Consider the following 15,402-nt stretch of genomic DNA (forward strand, 5'->3'; position numbering starts at 1 on the left):
GATGCGGCTGCTCAGGAGCTGAAGGGCGGTTCGATGAGGTCCGCGAACCATCCCCTCCGGTCCGCATACAGCGCGACATCTAGGGCGGTGAATGCCGCGTGAGCATCGCCTGAGGGCGACTCGGCCAGGACTCTTCGCACACCTTCCAGAGGCGTGTCGTCTCGAAAGCCTGCCTTGGCGAAATGCGCCATCAACGCCATCGTGTCGGTAGAGCGCTCTGCGAAGCGCGTTCTTACGTGACCCCAACTCCCGCTCCGGCGTTCGAGAAGCGACGTGCAGCCGCTGAAGACGAGCGCTGCGGGGGAGGCCCACGTGCGCTCGCAGGGTAGGTGTACGCCTGCCTGGGTAGATGTCGCAGCAACGTTGAGCAGGTCCTCATCGTCGACCCACCCGTGGAGGTCGCAGACCACGAGCTCGCCGGGGCGTATGGAGTGCAGTGCGCTCGCAACCTCGTGCGGGAGGCCCACCGGCCTCGACTCAACCTGTGCTGCCCATCCGGCATGTTCTGCGCGCTCGAGCAGGTCTGACATGCGACCTACATATCGATCGAACCGTGAGTCTGCGGTCGTGTAGATGTGCCGGATCATCCACCCCGGGTCGTCGACGTCGTCCATACGACTGACAATTCCACGGCTTGTCCGCACGGGGTTGCATCCGGTGCCGCTGCGGTGGTGGGAGCCGTCGCGGTCGGGTCCGCTCCTGCGTCGCGTTCCCGAGCCGCTCCTCGCTGCATCCCTGCGCCACCGCATACGAAAAGCCCCCGGTCGCACGCTCCCGGGGGCTTTTCGTATGGCGGTGGCGGTGGGATTTGAACCCACGGTGGAGTTGCCCCCACACACGCTTTCGAGGCGTGCTCCTTAGGCCGCTCGGACACGCCACCGCCGAAGACGGTACCCGAGCCACGCCCGTACGCGAAATCGGCCCGCCCGGTGCGGCGAAGTTCACCGGTGCGTCGCCCCACGAGACCGCCGGCGTTCACCCGGCGGCAGTGCGATGAGTCGTTCGGCCCACCACCTGCGAAAGGTCCACCCATGCGTCTTCGTACGCCCCTCGCCCTGGCTGCCGCAGCGGCCACTGCGGTCTCGCTGGCCGCGCCGTCGTACGCCGCGGGCAACGGCTCCCAGCACGACTACACGATGGCGATCATCGGCGACGTGCCCTACGGCGCCGAGCAGATCGAGAAGTTCCCGGCCTGGATCGATGAGATCAACGCCGACCCCGACGTGCGCTTCGACGTGCACCTCGGTGACATCAAGAATGGCTCGACGCGCTGCGACACCAGTTACTTCCAGTGGGTGAAGAGCGAGTTCGACCGCTTCAGCGACCCGCTGGTCTACACGCCCGGCGACAACGAGTGGACCGACTGCCACCGTGCCAACAACGGTGCGTACAACCCGCTCGACCGGCTGGCGACCGTGCGCGACACGTTCTTCAGCAAGACGGATCAGACCAACGGTCGACCGCAGCACGTCGACACCCAGGCGAGCATCGGCCTACCCGAGAACGCGGCGTTCTCACGCAACGGCGTCGAGTTCGCGGCCGTGCACGTCGTCGGCAGCAACAACGACATGGCCCCCTGGACCGGCATCGGCAAGACCACGCCGACGGCCGAGCAGACCACCGAGCAGGCGTCGCGGATGGCCGCGTCCATCACCTGGGTGCGCCAGGCGTTCGACCGTGCCAAGAGCACGCACGGCCGCGCGGTCGTGCTGATGATGCAGGCCGACATGTTCGACCCGACCTACGACGTGCCGCGCGAGAACAACTCCTCGTTCGACCCGCTCGTGCGCGAGATCGCTTCGCAGACAAAGGCTTTCGGCAAGCCGGTCTACCTGCTCAACGGCGACAGCCACATCTACGACTCGGACAACCCGCTCGCGCCGGGGTCGAAGTGGCTCAGCTTCTACGGGCTCACGGAGGGCGTCACCAACTTCCACCGCGTGACCGTCGACGGCTCCGACAACAACAAGGACTGGCTCAAGCTCACCGTGACCGGCGCATCCGAGCCGACGCCGCTGAGCTGGGAGCGCATCCCGTACCAGCACTGAGCCACGCGGCCGACGGCGTACCGGGCATCATCGGTCCATGACCTACGAGACGCTCGAGTACGCCGTCGCCGACGGCATCTGCACGATCACGCTCAACCGGCCCGACCAGCTCAACGCGTTCACCGTGACGATGGCCAACGAGCTGGTCGACGCGTTCACCCGCGTCAACAGCGACGACGACGCCCGCGCGGTCGTGCTCACCGGTTCGGGGCGGGCGTTCTGCGCAGGCATGGACCTGTCGGTCGAGGGCAACGTGTTCGGGCTCGGCATCGACCGCGACCCCACGCTGGAGGACCTGCACGAGCGGCTCGACGACCCTGAGATCAAGGCGCGCGTCCGTGACACCGGCGGCCGTGTCTCGCTCGCGATCTACGCGTGCACCAAGCCGGTCATCGCCGCGATCAACGGTGCTGCCGTCGGCATCGGCGCCACCATGACGCTGCCCGCCGATGTGCGTCTGGCGTCCGAGAAGGCCCGGGTGGGCTTCGTGTTCGGCCGCCTCGGCATCGTCCCCGAGGCGTGCTCGTCCTGGTTCCTGCCGCGGCTCGTCGGCATCTCGCGGGCGCTGGAGTGGACGTACGCCGCCGACATCCTCACCGCCGAAGAGGTCCTCGCGGGCGGGCTCGTGCGATCGGTGCACGCACCCGACGAGCTGCTGCCCGCGGCGTACGAGCTCGCGCACCGGTTCGTCGACGGCCACTCCGCCGTCGGTGTCGCGCTGACCCGGCAGATGATGTGGCGCAACAGCGCTCAGCCGCACCCGCTGGAGGCTCATCGGGTCGACTCGCTGGCGATGTACTTCACCAGCTTCGGCGATGGTGTGGAGGGTGTGCGGGCGTTCCACGAGAAGCGGGCGCCGGAGTTCACCGCCGCGCAGATGCCGCCGTTCTACCCCTGGCAGGACGACCCGCAGCCCTGACGGGCGCCTGAGACCGGTGCCGCGGTGACGGAGGTCTCGACACGGCTCGCCCTGTGGGGCTCGCCTACTCGACCAGCGGTCGGGGTTCGCCTCCTCGACCAGCGGTGTCCGCTGGGTGAGGGGTTCGTCGGGGAGTGTGCACTGGTTCGCGTGGTGAGCCAGGTGCGTACGTGGTTCACCCCACGAACCAGTGCACACTGCGCGACGAGAGGTACCTCGGCCGCCGCGCGAACGCATCGAAACCCGCACTCGCTGGTTGAGCCGGACGAGGCGCTAGCCGAGGCCGTGTCGAAACCCGCACTCGCTGGTTGAGCCGGACGAGGCGCTAGCCGAGGCCGTGTCGAAACCCGCACTCGCTGGTTGAGCCGGACGAGGCGCTAGCCGAGGCCGTGTCGAAACCCGCACTCGCTGGTTGAGCCGGACGAGGCGCTAGCCGAGGCCGTGTCGAAACTTGGTGCCGCGCAGGGAGACTCGTCGTCCGCGGTCTCCGTGGTTTCGACACGGCCTCGCCCTGTGGGGCTCGCCCGGCTCAACCAGCGATCGTCGGGGCTCGCCGGGCTTGGTCAGCGAATCTGCTTGGCCATCAACGGATTCGGCCGACCCGCGAGCGACGGGTGCAGGATCGCCGCGAGCGCCTCGACGCCGTCGACCAGCCGCGGCCCAGGGCGGGCGAACGACGCGTTGGCGTCCACGGCCCACACGGGTACGCCGGCCGGCAGGTCTCCCTGCGCGACCAGCTCGCGGGTCAGCCGCGCCGACTCGTCGAGGCCGTATCCGCAGGGCGCAGCGACGATCACGTCGGGCTCAGAAGCCGCGACCGCCTGCCAGGTCGTGCGTACGGACTTCTCGCCGGTCGCGCCGAGCACGCTCAGACCGCCGGCCACCTCGACCATCTCCGGCACCCAGTGGCCGGGCGCGAAGGGCGGGTCCGGCCACTCCAGCACTGCGCAACGCACCGGGGCCGCCGACGCGACCGACCGGCGTACGGCGTCGACCCGCGCTCGCAGCTCGTCGGCGAGAGTGCGCGCCGCAGCAGCATGGCCGGTCGCCCGACCGATCTGCTCGACCGAGGCCCAGACCTGCTCCAGCGTCGAGGGGTCGGTGGTGACGACCTGTGCCGAGCAGCCGAGGTGGTCCAGCGCATCGCTGACGACCGACACGTCGACCGCGCACACGGCGCACAGGTCCTGGGTGACCACGACATCGGCGTCGAGGCCGAGCAGGGCGTCGGCGTCCAGGCGGTAGAGGTCCTCACCGGCCCGCATCCGGGCCGCGACGGCCGCGTCGATCTCGGCGGGGGACAGGTCAGGGGGCAGTGCCGACGTCGACACGATGCGTGCCGTCGTACGGGCCGAAGCGGGAGTGTCGCACTCGAACGTCACGCCGACGACCTCGGCGCCCGCGCCGATCGCGTGCAGGATCTCGGTGGCCGACGGCAGCAGCGAGACGACGCGCACGGATCAGCAGGCGCTCTCGGGCTCGGGTGCCTTGGTGACCTGGGGCAGCGTCGGGAACTCCTGGCCGAGCACGAGGTCGACGCTGGTGTCGGTGCGGCCGTCCTGGACCATCGTGATGCCCGGCGCGAGGTCACGGACGAGCTGGTCGGCCTTGGCCTCACCGGTCGCGCCGTAGCGCAGCTCGCCGACGCCCGACAGCTTCTTCTTGTAGGGGTCGTTGCCGACGATGCCCACGTCGAAGCCGCGGTTCTTCATGCCGAGCGCGACGTCGTTGGCGCGACCCTGCTCACCGCCGGCGTTGTAGATGTTGAGCGTGAACGTCGTCTTCGGGTCGGGCGGTGCGGTCGTGGTCACCACACAGGTCGGTTCGGTGCCCGACGCCTGGCCGGGCAGCCACTGCTGCCAGTACGCCGTTGCGTAGGCGAAGCCGCCGACGACCATCAGGCCGACGATCGTGATGACGGCGACCGACCGGCGGTGCCGGCGACGGCGCGCGCGGGCCAGGCCCGTCTCGTACGGGCGGCGGTGCGGTGTCTGGCTCACAGGTCGAGAACTCTCGCGTGCAGGACCGGGCGCTGCTGCAGCGCCGCACGCAGCGCGCGGTGCAGGCCGTCCTCGAGATAGAGGTCGCCCCGCCACTGCACGACGTGCGCGAACAGGTCGCCGTAGAACGTGGAGTCCTCCGACAGCACGATCGTCAGGTCGAGCGTGCGCTTGGTGGTGATCAGCTCATCGAGCCGGACCATGCGCGGAGCGACCGGACTCCAGTCACGCGGGGACTCCAGGCCGTGGTCGGGGTACGGGCGTCCTTCTCCCACGGCCTTGAAGATCACGGTGGGCAGTCTAAGTGGGACCACCTGGGCGTCGGGTGAGCGACCCACGGCGTACGCCGCTCGCAGACCGTCCGCGCCACGTGACGCAGGCGACGGACGAGCGTCGCCCTCGCGCATTAGTGTCGCCCTCGTGACTGACTCCACGAGCATCATCGACAGCATCAAGGCCGGTTACACCTTCGAGGGCGGGGCGCTCGAGCTGGGTGCGGCCGTCACCGACGGGCAGGCTCACGCCGACGTGCCCGTACGCCTCCCGCTCGCCATGATGAACCGTCACGGTCTCGTGGCCGGCGCCACCGGTACGGGCAAGACCAAGACGCTGCAGCTGATGGCCGAGCAGCTCACCGGTCAGGGCGTGCCGGTCTTCCTCGCCGACATCAAGGGCGACCTGTCCGGCATGGCCTCGCCCGGCGAGGCCAACGACAAGGTCACCGGCCGCGCGAGCGAGGTCGGGCAGCAGTGGGCCGCGACGGCGTACGGCACCGAGTTCCTGTCCCTCGGCGGCCTCGGCAAGGGCGTGCCGATCCGGGCGACCGTCACCTCGTTCGGACCGACGCTGCTGTCGAAGGTCCTCGGGCTCAACGACACCCAGGAGTCCAGCCTCGGCCTGGTGTTCCACTACGCCGACCAGCAGGGTCTCGCGCTGCTCGACCTGAAGGACCTGCGCGCGGTCATCCAGCACCTCACCTCCGACGAGGGCAAGGCCGACCTGAAGAACCTCGGTGGTCTGTCGTCCGCGACCGCCGGCGTCATCCTGCGCAACCTCATCGCGTTCAGCGACCAGGGCGCCGACGTGTTCTTCGGTGAGCCCGAGTTCGACACCGCCGACCTGCTGCGCGTGTCCGACGACGGCAAGGGCGTCGTCACCTGCCTCGAGCTGCCCGCCGTCCAGGACCGGCCCGCGCTGTTCTCGACGTTCCTGATGTGGTTGCTCGCCGACCTGTTCCACGACCTGCCCGAGGTCGGCGACATCGACAAGCCCAAGCTCGTGTTCTTCTTCGACGAGGCACACCTGCTCTTCGACGACGCGTCCAAGGCGTTCCTCGACGCGATCGAGCAGACCGTGCGGCTCATCCGTTCCAAGGGCGTCGGCGTCTTCTTCGTCACCCAGACCCCCAAGGACGTGCCGTCCGGCGTGCTCGCCCAGCTCGGCAACCGCGTCCAGCACGCTCTGCGGGCGTTCACGCCCGAGGACGCCAAGGCGCTCAAGGCGACCGTGCAGACGTTCCCCAAGAGCGGGTACGAGCTGGAGTCGCTCCTCACCCAGATCGGCACCGGCGAGGCCGTGGTCACCGTGCTGTCCGAGTCGGGTGCGCCGACGCCCGTCGCCTGGACCCGCATGCGGGCGCCGGAGTCGCTGATGGCGCCCTCGCCCGAGGCGAAGGTCGACGAGGTCATCGCCGCCTCGCCGCTGAAGGCCAAGTACGCCGAGCTGGTCGACCGCGAGTCGGCGTACGAAAAGCTCAGCGCCCGGCTGCAGGGTGCGGCTCCCGAGGGTGGGCAGCCCGCCGAGGGCCAGGCGCCCGCCCAGACGAAGGCGCCCGAGAAGGCCGCCGAGGAGCAGCCCGGCATGGTCGAGCAGGTCGTGAAGTCCAGTGCGTTCAAGTCCGCGCTGCGCTCGGCAGGCACGGTCATCGGCCGCGAGATCACCCGCAGCATCTTCGGGACGGCGCGCCGCCGCCGCTGACCGAGGGCCGGTCGGCTGCGGTCAGCAGCCGGCCGGCTTGGCCGGGGTCGGCGTCGGTGCCGGGGTGGCCTGCGCCACCGGCACGAGCTGGTCGTACTTGTTGCCGAGGACGACGTCGACCGTGACGTCCTGGCGCCCGTCCTGCACGATCTTGGCGCCCTTGAGCTGCAGCGCGACCCGACGGGCCTGCGGCTCGCCGCGCTCACCCGAGACGATCAGCGCGACGTCGTCGGGCAGGAACCGACGCTTGGGGTCGTTGTCGTTCTTGAGGATCTTGAAGCCCCGGGCCCGCATCGCATCGGCCGCCTCACCGGACAGGCCGGCGCGGTAGGTCGTGTTGTAGACGTTGATGCTCACCGTGCTCGCTGGCGGCGGCGGCACGGGCACGAGCCCGAACTGCTCGCCGATCACCAGGTCGACGGTCGGGTTGGTGCGGTCGTCCTCGGTGAGCACGGGGTTCTTGACCTGCGTGGCGAGCGTCAGCGCGATCTGTCGGCCGCCCTTGCCGTAGCGGATCTCGGCGGCCTTCGGCGTCGGCCGGTCGTCCATCAGGCTCTGCGACTTGGTGTCGAGCACGTGGAAGCCGCGCCAGCCCAGCTGCTTGGCGGTCTTGCCGCCCGCGCCGTTGTGCTCGCTCGCGTTGATGATGTTGAGGTAGATCGTCGACGGCGCGATCTTGGAGGTCGGCTTCGGGACGGTCGTCGGGCAGCTCGGGCTCGCCTTCGGCTCCTGACCCTTCGCGTCGCCACCGCACCCGGCGACGGCGAGGCTCAAGACGACGGCGGCACCGGCGAGCGCCATCGCAGCGCCTCGTCGTGACTCCCCAGCCATTCCTCGTACCCCAAACCTCGCGTCCAGACGGTCATAGTGTGACGTGTTTCGTGCGTCGTGCCGACACCCCCGCCGTCACAGTTGCATGACGTCTCAGCGGCGTTCCGCGTTGTCATGGTCGCCCGTGGTGCGCGCGCTGTGGCGCTTATCACACGGAGTCGGGCTCCCGGGTCCCACATTACGGACCGCGTGCTCATGGAGGGAGACGCCACGTCGGCGTACCTCGGGGCGAATCACCTCGATTCGGTGCCAGGGCGTCGGACCTGTACTCTGCTCGGCGGAGGATTCGCATAGTGGCCTAGTGCGCACGCTTGGAAAGCGTGTTGAGTGAAAGCTCTCAGGGGTTCGAATCCCCTATCCTCCGCCACACGAAGAAGCCCCCGGGAGCCTGCGACCGGGGGCTTCTTCATGTGCCAGGGATGCAGGCATCGGACGAATCTCGTCTGGTCGGCACTGCATGCACTGCCGACCAGACGAGATTCGTGCAGTGGTGGACGACGGTCGCGTGACCGCCGGTTTCGCGGTCGCCCCGGTGCTGGCCTAGAGTGATGCCTCGGCCCCTCACGTGGCGGTACCTCGCCGAACTCCCCCAGGGCAGGAATGCAGCAAGGGTAGGCAAGCTCTTCCGGGTGCGTGAGGGGTCCTTTCATGCCCCGGCGCAGCTCGTACGCCGACCGGTCCGGTCGTCGTACGCCCCCGGTCTGCACAGGTGGGGACGGCGGGTCCCGGCTGACGGCGGTCGCCGTTAGGGTCGGCCAGGTGACGCAGACCTCGCAGGCGGCTCTCTACCGCCGATACCGGCCCGAGACGTTCGCCGACGTCATCGGCCAGGAGCACGTGACCGAGCCGCTGATGCAGGCGCTGCGGTCGGGTCGGGTCAACCACGCCTACCTGTTCAGCGGCCCGCGCGGCTGCGGCAAGACCACGAGCGCGCGCATCCTGGCCCGCTGCCTCAACTGTGAGCAGGGTCCGACGCCCACGCCGTGCGGTGAGTGCAGCTCGTGCGTCGCGCTCGCGCGCGGTGGCGCCGGCACCGTCGACGTCATCGAGATCGACGCGGCCAGCCACGGTGGTGTCGACGACGCACGTGACCTGCGCGAGCGGGCGTCGTACGGCCCGGCGCAGAGTCGCTTCAAGATCTACATCATCGACGAGGCGCACATGGTGACGCCGCAGGGCTTCAACGCGCTGCTCAAGATCGTCGAGGAGCCGCCCGAGCACGTGAAGTTCGTGTTCGCGACGACCGAGCCCGAGAAGGTCATCGGCACGATCCGCTCGCGCACGCACCACTACCCGTTCCGGCTGGTGCCGCCGGGCCTGCTCGCCGACTACATGCAGACGCTGTGCGACGCCGAGGGTGTGCGGGTCGAGCCCGGCGTGCTGTCGTTCGTCACGCGCGCGGGTGGCGGCTCGGTGCGTGACTCGCTGTCGGTGCTCGACCAGCTGATCGCGGGTTCGGGTGACGAGGGCGTGACGTACGCCGGTGCCGCGTCACTGCTCGGCTTCACCGACGGTGAGCTGCTCGACGCCACCGTCGACGCGCTCGCCGCGCGCGACTCCGCGTCCGTGTTCCGCCAGATCGACAAGGTCATCGAGTCCGGCCACGACCCTCGCCGGTTCATCGAGGACATGCTGGAGCGGCTGCGCGACCTGATCATCGTCGCGGCCGTGCCCGACGGTGCCGGTCAGGTGCTGCGCGCGGTCCCCGAGGACCAGCTGGAGCGCATGCGCCAGCAGTCCGCGGCGTTCGGCGCGGGTGCGCTGTCGCGCGCTGCCGACATCGCCAACACCGGCCTCACCGAGATGACCGGGGCCACTGCGCCCCGCCTGCAGCTCGAGCTGATCTGCGCACGCATCCTGCTGCCTGCCGCGTCCGGCGAGCAGGGCTACGCCGCGCGCCTGGACCGCCTCGAGCGACGCCTCGACATGGGTCAGCTCGGTGGCGGTACGCCGGCCGCCGGGGCTGCACCGACCGCACCCGCGCCGACGGCACCTGCGCCTGCACCCGCGCCGGCGGCTTCTGCACCCGCCGCCGCGTCGGCGCCGTCCTCGCCCCCGGCATCCACGGACCGGCCTGCGGCCGGCGACCGCTCGGAGCAGCCGTCGAAGGACGAGCGGCGCGATGAGGCCCGGCCGACTGCGCCGAGCGGTCAGAGCGCGAGTCCTGAGCAGCAGCAAGGGGTTTCGGCCCCGGCCGCGCGGGCCGAGGAGCGTCCGGCGGTCGAGCCGGGCGCACCTGAGCCCGCTGCGCCGACCCAGTCCGCTGCACCGACTCAGCCCCCGTCGGCGGCGCCCGCACCGGTCGCCGGTCCGCCCGGCGCAGTCGACACCGACGCGATCCGTCGTGAGTGGCCCTCGATCCTCGACCGCATCGCCCAGATCAAGCGGGTGACGTGGGCGCTGGTCTCCCAGAACGCCCAGGTGCTCGACTACGACGGTCAGCGGCTGCTGCTCGGCACGAGCACGGCCGGGCTGGCCGAGACGTTCCGTCGCGGCCCGCATCCTGACATCGTCCGGCAGGCGCTCAACGCCGCGCTGGGCGTCGATGTCCGGGTCGAGGCGCAGCCCCACGACGGGCCGCCGCCGCAGGCTCCGCCGCCGCAGGCTCCGCCGCCGTCCGGGCCACCTGCCGCCGACGGTCCGAGCAGCGATGACGCGCCGCAGCCGCCCTCGGGCGGGGGCGCTTCCCAGCGTTCAGCCGGGCAGGGCGACGCGAGCCACGGTCCCACCGGCGGCGGCGCAGATGCGACCGCGCTCGGAGCGGCCACGCCGCGCGGTGGCTGGGACTCCGGCCCGGCCGACAGCTGGGGCGCGCCGAGCACGCCCCCGCCGGCGTGGGCCCAAGGCGACCCCGCTCCCGCCGGTCGAGCCGGTGAGCCCCCCAGGGCGAGCCGTGTCGAGACCAGCGGGACCGCGGACGGCGAGTCTCCCCAGGCGGCACCGGGTTTCGACACGGGCTCGGCTAGCGCCTCGCCCGGCTCAACCAGCGGTGCGGGCGGCGGCTCGGCCGGCGGTGGGGGCGATGGGCTCACGCCGCGCCAGCGGGCGATGCAGGCGGCTCGTGCGACGTCGCGCCAGAACGCCGAGCCCGCGGCCCCGGTCGCCGACGACAGCGCGGCCGACCGCAGCGACGAGGACATCGAGGAGTCCGGTGCGGTCGGCGTACCCGTGATCCAGAGCGTGCTCGGCGGCACCATCATCGCCGAGGGCGAGTAGCCGTCGGCCCGGCCGCACTAAGGTTGGCTCGATGCTCTATCTCACGTCGCGCATGGTCGTGGCGCCGGCGCTGCGAGCCGTGTTCCGCCCGACGGTCGAGGGCGCCCACCACGTGCCGCGCACCGGCGGCGTGATCCTGGCCAGCAACCACCTGTCGTTCATCGACAGCATCGTGATCCCGATGGTCGCGCCGCGGCAGGTGCACTTCCTGGCGAAGGCCTCCTACTTCACCGGCACCGGGCTCAAGGGCGCGGCGCTGCGGGTCTGGATGACGTCGATGGGCATGATCCCGGTCGAGCGCGACGACAAGCGGGCGGCCGCCAAGTCGCTCGAGATCGCGCTCGACGTGCTCCAGCGCGGTGGGGCGTTCGGCATCTACCCCGAGGGGACCCGGTCGCGCGACGGCCGTCTCTACCGTGGCCGCACCGGCGTGGCGCACCTCGCGCTCGAGACCGGAGCACCCGTCGTACCCGTGGGCCTGGCGGGCACGCCCGACATCCAGCCGATCGGGTCCAACCGGCCCCGCATCGCGCACGCGACGATCCGGTTCGGTGAGCCGCTGAGGTTCGCCGAGCGGTACGCCGACGTGCCGGCCGGCAAGGCGCGTCGCCAGGTCACCGACGAGATCATGGACGCCATCCACGGGCTGACCGGCCAGGAGCTCGCGGGCGACTACAACGAGCACCCGCCGACGAGCTGACCAGCCGCCCGCCGGGTGGGCCTCGCCCGTGCTGGGCAGTACGCTCGCCGGGTGTACGAAGGCGTGGTCCAGGACCTGATCGACGAGCTCGGCCGGTTGCCCGGCATCGGGCCCAAGTCTGCCCAGCGCATCGCCTTCCACCTGCTGCAGGCCGACCCTGCGGACGTGCAACGGCTCACCGAGGTGCTGACCGTCGTCCGCGAGAAGGTGCGGTTCTGCGAGACGTGCTTCAACGTCGCCGAGAGCGAGCAGTGCAAGATCTGCCTCGACCCGCGCCGCGACAGCACCCAGATCTGCGTCGTCGAGGACCCCAAGGACGTCATCGCCCTCGAACGCACCCGTGAGTTCCGTGGCCGCTACCACGTGCTCGGTGGGGCGATCAGCCCGATCGACGGCGTCGGCCCGGACGACCTGCGCATCACCGAGCTGATGCGTCGCCTGACCGGCAGCGAGATCGCCGAGATCATCATCGCGACCAACCCCAACCTCACGGGCGAGGCCACTGCGGCCTACCTCGCCCGCCTGCTGAAGTCGATGGGCCTGAAGGTCACGCGTCTGGCGTCCGGCCTGCCCGTCGGCGGTGACCTCGAGTACGCCGACGAGGTCACCCTGGGCCGCGCGTTCGAGGGACGGAGACTGCTCGATGCCTGACACGACACCGCAGCCGGAGCCGGCCGCACCCGGCCCGCCCGAGCACAGCGACCTCGCGACCCTGGCCCGCGACACGGCCACCGACGTCCGCGACTTCACGGGAGCGGTCCGCCAGATCGCCTCCGGCGTCGCGCCCGAGGCCGCGATCCCGTTGCTGCTGCTGGTGATCAGCCAGCTGCAGGTCACCGGTGCCCGACTCGGCGCGATCCAGGACGTGCTGCCCGACGAGCGCTTCGAGCCCGACCCGGGTCCCGAGTCCGACCACGACGCCCTGCGTACGTCGCTGGCCAACGTGCTCGAGGGCATCGACGACTACGCCGACGTGGTCGACCCGCTCACGTCGGTCGAGCTCGGCCGCGGTGCGCTCAGCGACGACCTGGCCGGTGTGGTGGCCTCGCTCGAGCACGGCCTGGCCCACTACGACCGCGGCCGCCCTGTCGAGGCCATGTGGTGGTGGCAGTTCAGCTATCTGTCCGAGTGGGGCGTGCGGGCGAGCGCTGCCCTGCGCGTGCTGCTCACGATCCTCGGTCACCTGCGGCTCGACGCCGACGAGGAGACCGTCGCCGACGCGGAGTTCGACGCGCTCCACCCGTGAGCGCGCGGTCGGCGTACGGTCACGGAGTGAACGCCGATCGGCGCGCCGTGTGAACGTCTGGCTCGTCCCGATATATGGGCCGCCGGTCTCGCGATCCGAACGGCCCGTAAACTGAGCCCCTCCGTCTGACTCAAAACGTCCGGAGGAAACAACCAGTGAGTCTGGTAGTCCAGAAGTACGGCGGGTCGTCGCTGTCCGACGCCGAGAGCATCAAGCGTGTCGCGCGACGCATCGTCGACACCCGCAAAGCCGGCAACCAGGTCGTTGTCGTGGTGTCAGCCATGAGCGACACCACCGATGAGCTCCTCGACCTCGCCGAAGAGGTCACGCCGAGCCCGCCCGACCGCGAGATGGACATGCTCCTGACCGCAGGCGAGCGCATCTCGATGGCCCTGGTCAGCATGGCGATCGCCAACCTCGGCGACTCGGCGCGCTCCTACACAGGTTCGCAGGCCGGCGTCATCACCGATGACACGCACGGCAAGGCGCGCATCATCGACGTGACGCCCGGTCGCATCCAGGAGGCCATCGACAAGGGCCACATCGTGATCGTCGCCGGGTTCCAGGGTGTCAGCCAGGGCACCAACGAGATCACGACGCTCGGCCGCGGTGGCTCTGACACCACGGCCGTGGCGCTCGCCGCCGCGCTCAACGCCGACGTGTGCGAGATCTACACCGACGTCGACGGCATCTTCACCGCCGACCCGCGCATCGTCCCGAGCGCGCACAAGATCGACCGCATCACCAACGAGGAGATGCAGGAGATGGCGGCCTCGGGCGCCAAGGTCCTGATGCTGCGCTGCGTCGAGTACGCCCGCCGGTTCAACCTGCCCATCCACGTGCGGTCCTCGTTCAGTCACCGCGAAGGCACGTGGGTCATCGAGCCCTCAGAAGGAGAGTCCGTGGAAGCCCCGATCATCGCCGGAGTCGCGCACGACCGCAGCGAGGCCAAGCTCACCGTCGTCGGCGTCAAGGACAGCCCCGGCAAGGCCGCCGAGATCTTCCAGGCCATCGCCGGCGCCGAGATCAACATCGACATGATCGTCCAGAACGTCTCGGCCGCGAGCACCGGCAAGACCGACGTGTCGTTCACGCTGCCCAAGACCGACGGCCAGAAGGGCGTCAAGGTCCTGCAGGCCGCCAAGGAGTCGATCGGCTTCGACTCCATCCAGTACGACGACCAGGTCGGCAAGCTCTCGCTCGTCGGCTCGGGGATGCGCAGCCACCCCGGTGTGAGCGCGACGCTGTTCCAGGCGCTCGCGGACGCCGGCATCAACATCGAGATGATCTCCAGCTCGGAGATCCGCGTCTCGGTGGTCACCACGGGTGACCAGCTCGACGACGCCGTCCGTGCGGTGCACACGGCGTTCGGGCTGGACTCCTCGGACGGCGAGGCCGTGGTGTACGGAGGTACCGGTCGATGAGCCAGGGACTCAACGTCGGCGTCGTCGGCGCCACCGGTCAGGTCGGCGCGGTCGTTCTGCGCCTGCTCACCGAGCGTGACTTCCCGGTCGCGTCGCTGCGGTTGTTCGCGTCGGCCCGTTCGGCCGGCAAGCAGCTGGAGTTCAAGGGCGAGCAGATCACGATCGAGGACGCCTCGACCGCTGACCCGAGCGGCCTCGACATCGCGATCTTCTCCGCGGGCGGCGCGACCTCCAAGGCGCTCGCCCCGAAGTTCGCCGAGGCCGGTGTCACGGTCATCGACAACTCCTCCGCCTGGCGTCTCGACCCCGACGTGCCGCTGGTCGTCTCGGAGGTCAACCCCGAGGCGATCAAGGACGCCACCAAGGGCATCATCGCCAACCCCAACTGCACGACGATGGCCGCGATGCCGGTGCTCAAGCCGCTGACCGACCTCGCCGGGCTGCAGCGTCTGCAGGTCGCGACCTACCAAGCGGTCTCGGGCTCCGGGCTCGCCGGCGTCGACGAGCTCGCCGGTCAGGTCCGCAAGGGCGCCGACACGATGGAGCAGCTCACCCACGACGGCTCGGCCGTCGACCTGGGTGAGCCCGCCAAGTACGTCGCGCCGATCGCGTTCAACGTGCTGCCGATGGCGGGCTCGATCGTCGACGACGGCCTCGAGGAGACCGACGAGGAGCAGAAGCTGCGCAACGAGTCGCGCAAGATCCTCGGCCTGCCCGACCTCAAGGTCGCGGGCACCTGCGTACGCGTCCCGGTGTTCAGCGGGCACTCGTTGTCGATCCACGCGCAGTTCGAGAAGGCCATCACGCCCGACCAGGCTCGTGCGACGCTCGCCGACGCCCCCGGCGTCGAGCTGGCCGATGTGCCGACTCCGCTGACGGCGGCAGGCCAGGACCCGTCGTACGTCGGACGCATCCGCCAGGACCAGTCGGTCGACGACAACCGCGGGCTCGTGCTGTTCATCAGCAACGACAACCTGCGCAAGGGCGCCGCGCTCAACACCGTGCAGATCGCCGAGGTCATCGCAGCCTCTCGCTGATCCG

The 15,402-nt window shown here is 70.3% G+C and carries 14 protein-coding genes, 2 tRNA genes and 1 other RNA gene; 11 read left to right on the forward strand and 6 right to left on the reverse strand.

Annotated features, from left to right (window positions below; genetic code table 11):
• Positions 1–11: 11 nt before the first annotated feature.
• Together VV01_RS01045 and VV01_RS01050 are read right to left on the reverse strand one after the other, a co-directional pair.
• Positions 12–614, reverse strand: coding sequence for a hypothetical protein (locus VV01_RS01045; protein WP_050668265.1), 603 nt, complete (start codon positions 612–614; stop codon positions 12–14).
• 176 nt (positions 615–790) lie between these two features.
• A tRNA-Ser gene (locus VV01_RS01050) sits at positions 791–880 on the reverse strand.
• 151 nt (positions 881–1,031) lie between these two features.
• Between VV01_RS01050 and VV01_RS01055 the strand changes: the two genes are divergently transcribed.
• Together VV01_RS01055 and VV01_RS01060 are read left to right on the forward strand one after the other, a co-directional pair.
• The gene (locus VV01_RS01055) at positions 1,032–2,048 is read left to right on the forward strand and encodes a metallophosphoesterase (RefSeq protein ID WP_050668266.1); all 1,017 of its coding nucleotides are present in this window, start codon (positions 1,032–1,034) and stop codon (positions 2,046–2,048) included.
• A gap of 37 nt (positions 2,049–2,085) precedes the next feature.
• Positions 2,086–2,967, forward strand: coding sequence for a crotonase/enoyl-CoA hydratase family protein (locus VV01_RS01060; protein WP_050668267.1), 882 nt, complete (start codon positions 2,086–2,088; stop codon positions 2,965–2,967).
• 563 nt (positions 2,968–3,530) lie between these two features.
• Here VV01_RS01060 and VV01_RS01065 read toward each other — a convergent pair.
• From VV01_RS01065 to VV01_RS01075, 3 genes are read right to left on the reverse strand one after another with little or no spacing between them, the layout of a single operon-like run.
• Positions 3,531–4,424, reverse strand: a complete 894-nt coding sequence (locus VV01_RS01065) for an ABC transporter substrate-binding protein (RefSeq protein WP_050668268.1) — start codon at positions 4,422–4,424, stop codon at positions 3,531–3,533.
• A gap of 3 nt (positions 4,425–4,427) precedes the next feature.
• Positions 4,428–4,967, reverse strand: coding sequence for a LytR C-terminal domain-containing protein (locus VV01_RS01070; protein WP_050668269.1), 540 nt, complete (start codon positions 4,965–4,967; stop codon positions 4,428–4,430).
• The gene (locus VV01_RS01075; protein ID WP_050671646.1) at positions 4,964–5,257 is read right to left on the reverse strand and encodes a type II toxin-antitoxin system VapB family antitoxin; all 294 of its coding nucleotides are present in this window, start codon (positions 5,255–5,257) and stop codon (positions 4,964–4,966) included. The genes VV01_RS01070 and VV01_RS01075 overlap by 4 nt, the downstream gene beginning before the upstream one ends.
• Before the next feature lie 130 nt (positions 5,258–5,387).
• Here VV01_RS01075 and VV01_RS01080 point away from each other — a divergent pair, with 130 nt between their 5' ends.
• Entirely contained in the window at positions 5,388–6,944 is a 1,557-nt protein-coding gene (locus tag VV01_RS01080) for a helicase HerA-like domain-containing protein (protein WP_050668270.1), read from the forward strand.
• A gap of 21 nt (positions 6,945–6,965) precedes the next feature.
• On the opposite strand, the gene VV01_RS01085 is transcribed toward VV01_RS01080, so the two are convergent.
• Positions 6,966–7,745: a LytR C-terminal domain-containing protein gene (locus VV01_RS01085; RefSeq protein WP_050668271.1), complete on the reverse strand. Its 780-nt coding sequence runs from the start codon at positions 7,743–7,745 to the stop codon at positions 6,966–6,968.
• A 309-nt stretch (positions 7,746–8,054) separates the two neighbouring features.
• Between VV01_RS01085 and VV01_RS01090 the strand changes: the two genes are divergently transcribed.
• The 8 genes from VV01_RS01090 (at position 8,055) to VV01_RS01120 (ending at position 15,398) form a co-directional block, all read left to right on the forward strand.
• A tRNA-Ser gene (locus tag VV01_RS01090) sits at positions 8,055–8,142 on the forward strand.
• Between the two features lie 185 nt (positions 8,143–8,327).
• Positions 8,328–8,424: signal recognition particle sRNA small type (gene ffs / locus VV01_RS22095), an RNA gene on the forward strand.
• 110 nt (positions 8,425–8,534) lie between these two features.
• Positions 8,535–10,991, forward strand: coding sequence for a DNA polymerase III subunit gamma and tau (locus tag VV01_RS01095; RefSeq protein WP_050668272.1), 2,457 nt, complete (start codon positions 8,535–8,537; stop codon positions 10,989–10,991).
• Positions 10,992–11,022: 31 nt separating this feature from the next.
• Positions 11,023–11,691 carry a lysophospholipid acyltransferase family protein gene (locus VV01_RS01100; RefSeq protein WP_050668273.1) on the forward strand — a complete coding sequence of 223 codons (669 nt, stop codon included), beginning with the start codon at positions 11,023–11,025 and terminating at the stop codon, positions 11,689–11,691.
• A gap of 51 nt (positions 11,692–11,742) precedes the next feature.
• On the forward strand, positions 11,743–12,342 hold the full coding sequence (gene recR / locus VV01_RS01105) for a recombination mediator RecR (RefSeq protein WP_050671647.1): 600 nt from the start codon (positions 11,743–11,745) through the stop codon (positions 12,340–12,342).
• Entirely contained in the window at positions 12,335–12,937 is a 603-nt protein-coding gene (locus tag VV01_RS01110; RefSeq protein WP_050668274.1) for a DUF5063 domain-containing protein, read from the forward strand. The genes recR and VV01_RS01110 overlap by 8 nt, the downstream gene beginning before the upstream one ends.
• A gap of 155 nt (positions 12,938–13,092) precedes the next feature.
• Positions 13,093–14,361: an aspartate kinase gene (locus VV01_RS01115; protein WP_050668275.1), complete on the forward strand. Its 1,269-nt coding sequence runs from the start codon at positions 13,093–13,095 to the stop codon at positions 14,359–14,361.
• Positions 14,358–15,398: an aspartate-semialdehyde dehydrogenase gene (locus tag VV01_RS01120; protein ID WP_050668276.1), complete on the forward strand. Its 1,041-nt coding sequence runs from the start codon at positions 14,358–14,360 to the stop codon at positions 15,396–15,398. The genes VV01_RS01115 and VV01_RS01120 overlap by 4 nt, the downstream gene beginning before the upstream one ends.
• Positions 15,399–15,402 lie beyond the last annotated feature (4 nt).

The organism is Luteipulveratus halotolerans (assembly GCF_001247745.1).
In the GTDB taxonomy this organism is placed as follows: domain Bacteria; phylum Actinomycetota; class Actinomycetes; order Actinomycetales; family Dermatophilaceae; genus Luteipulveratus; species Luteipulveratus halotolerans.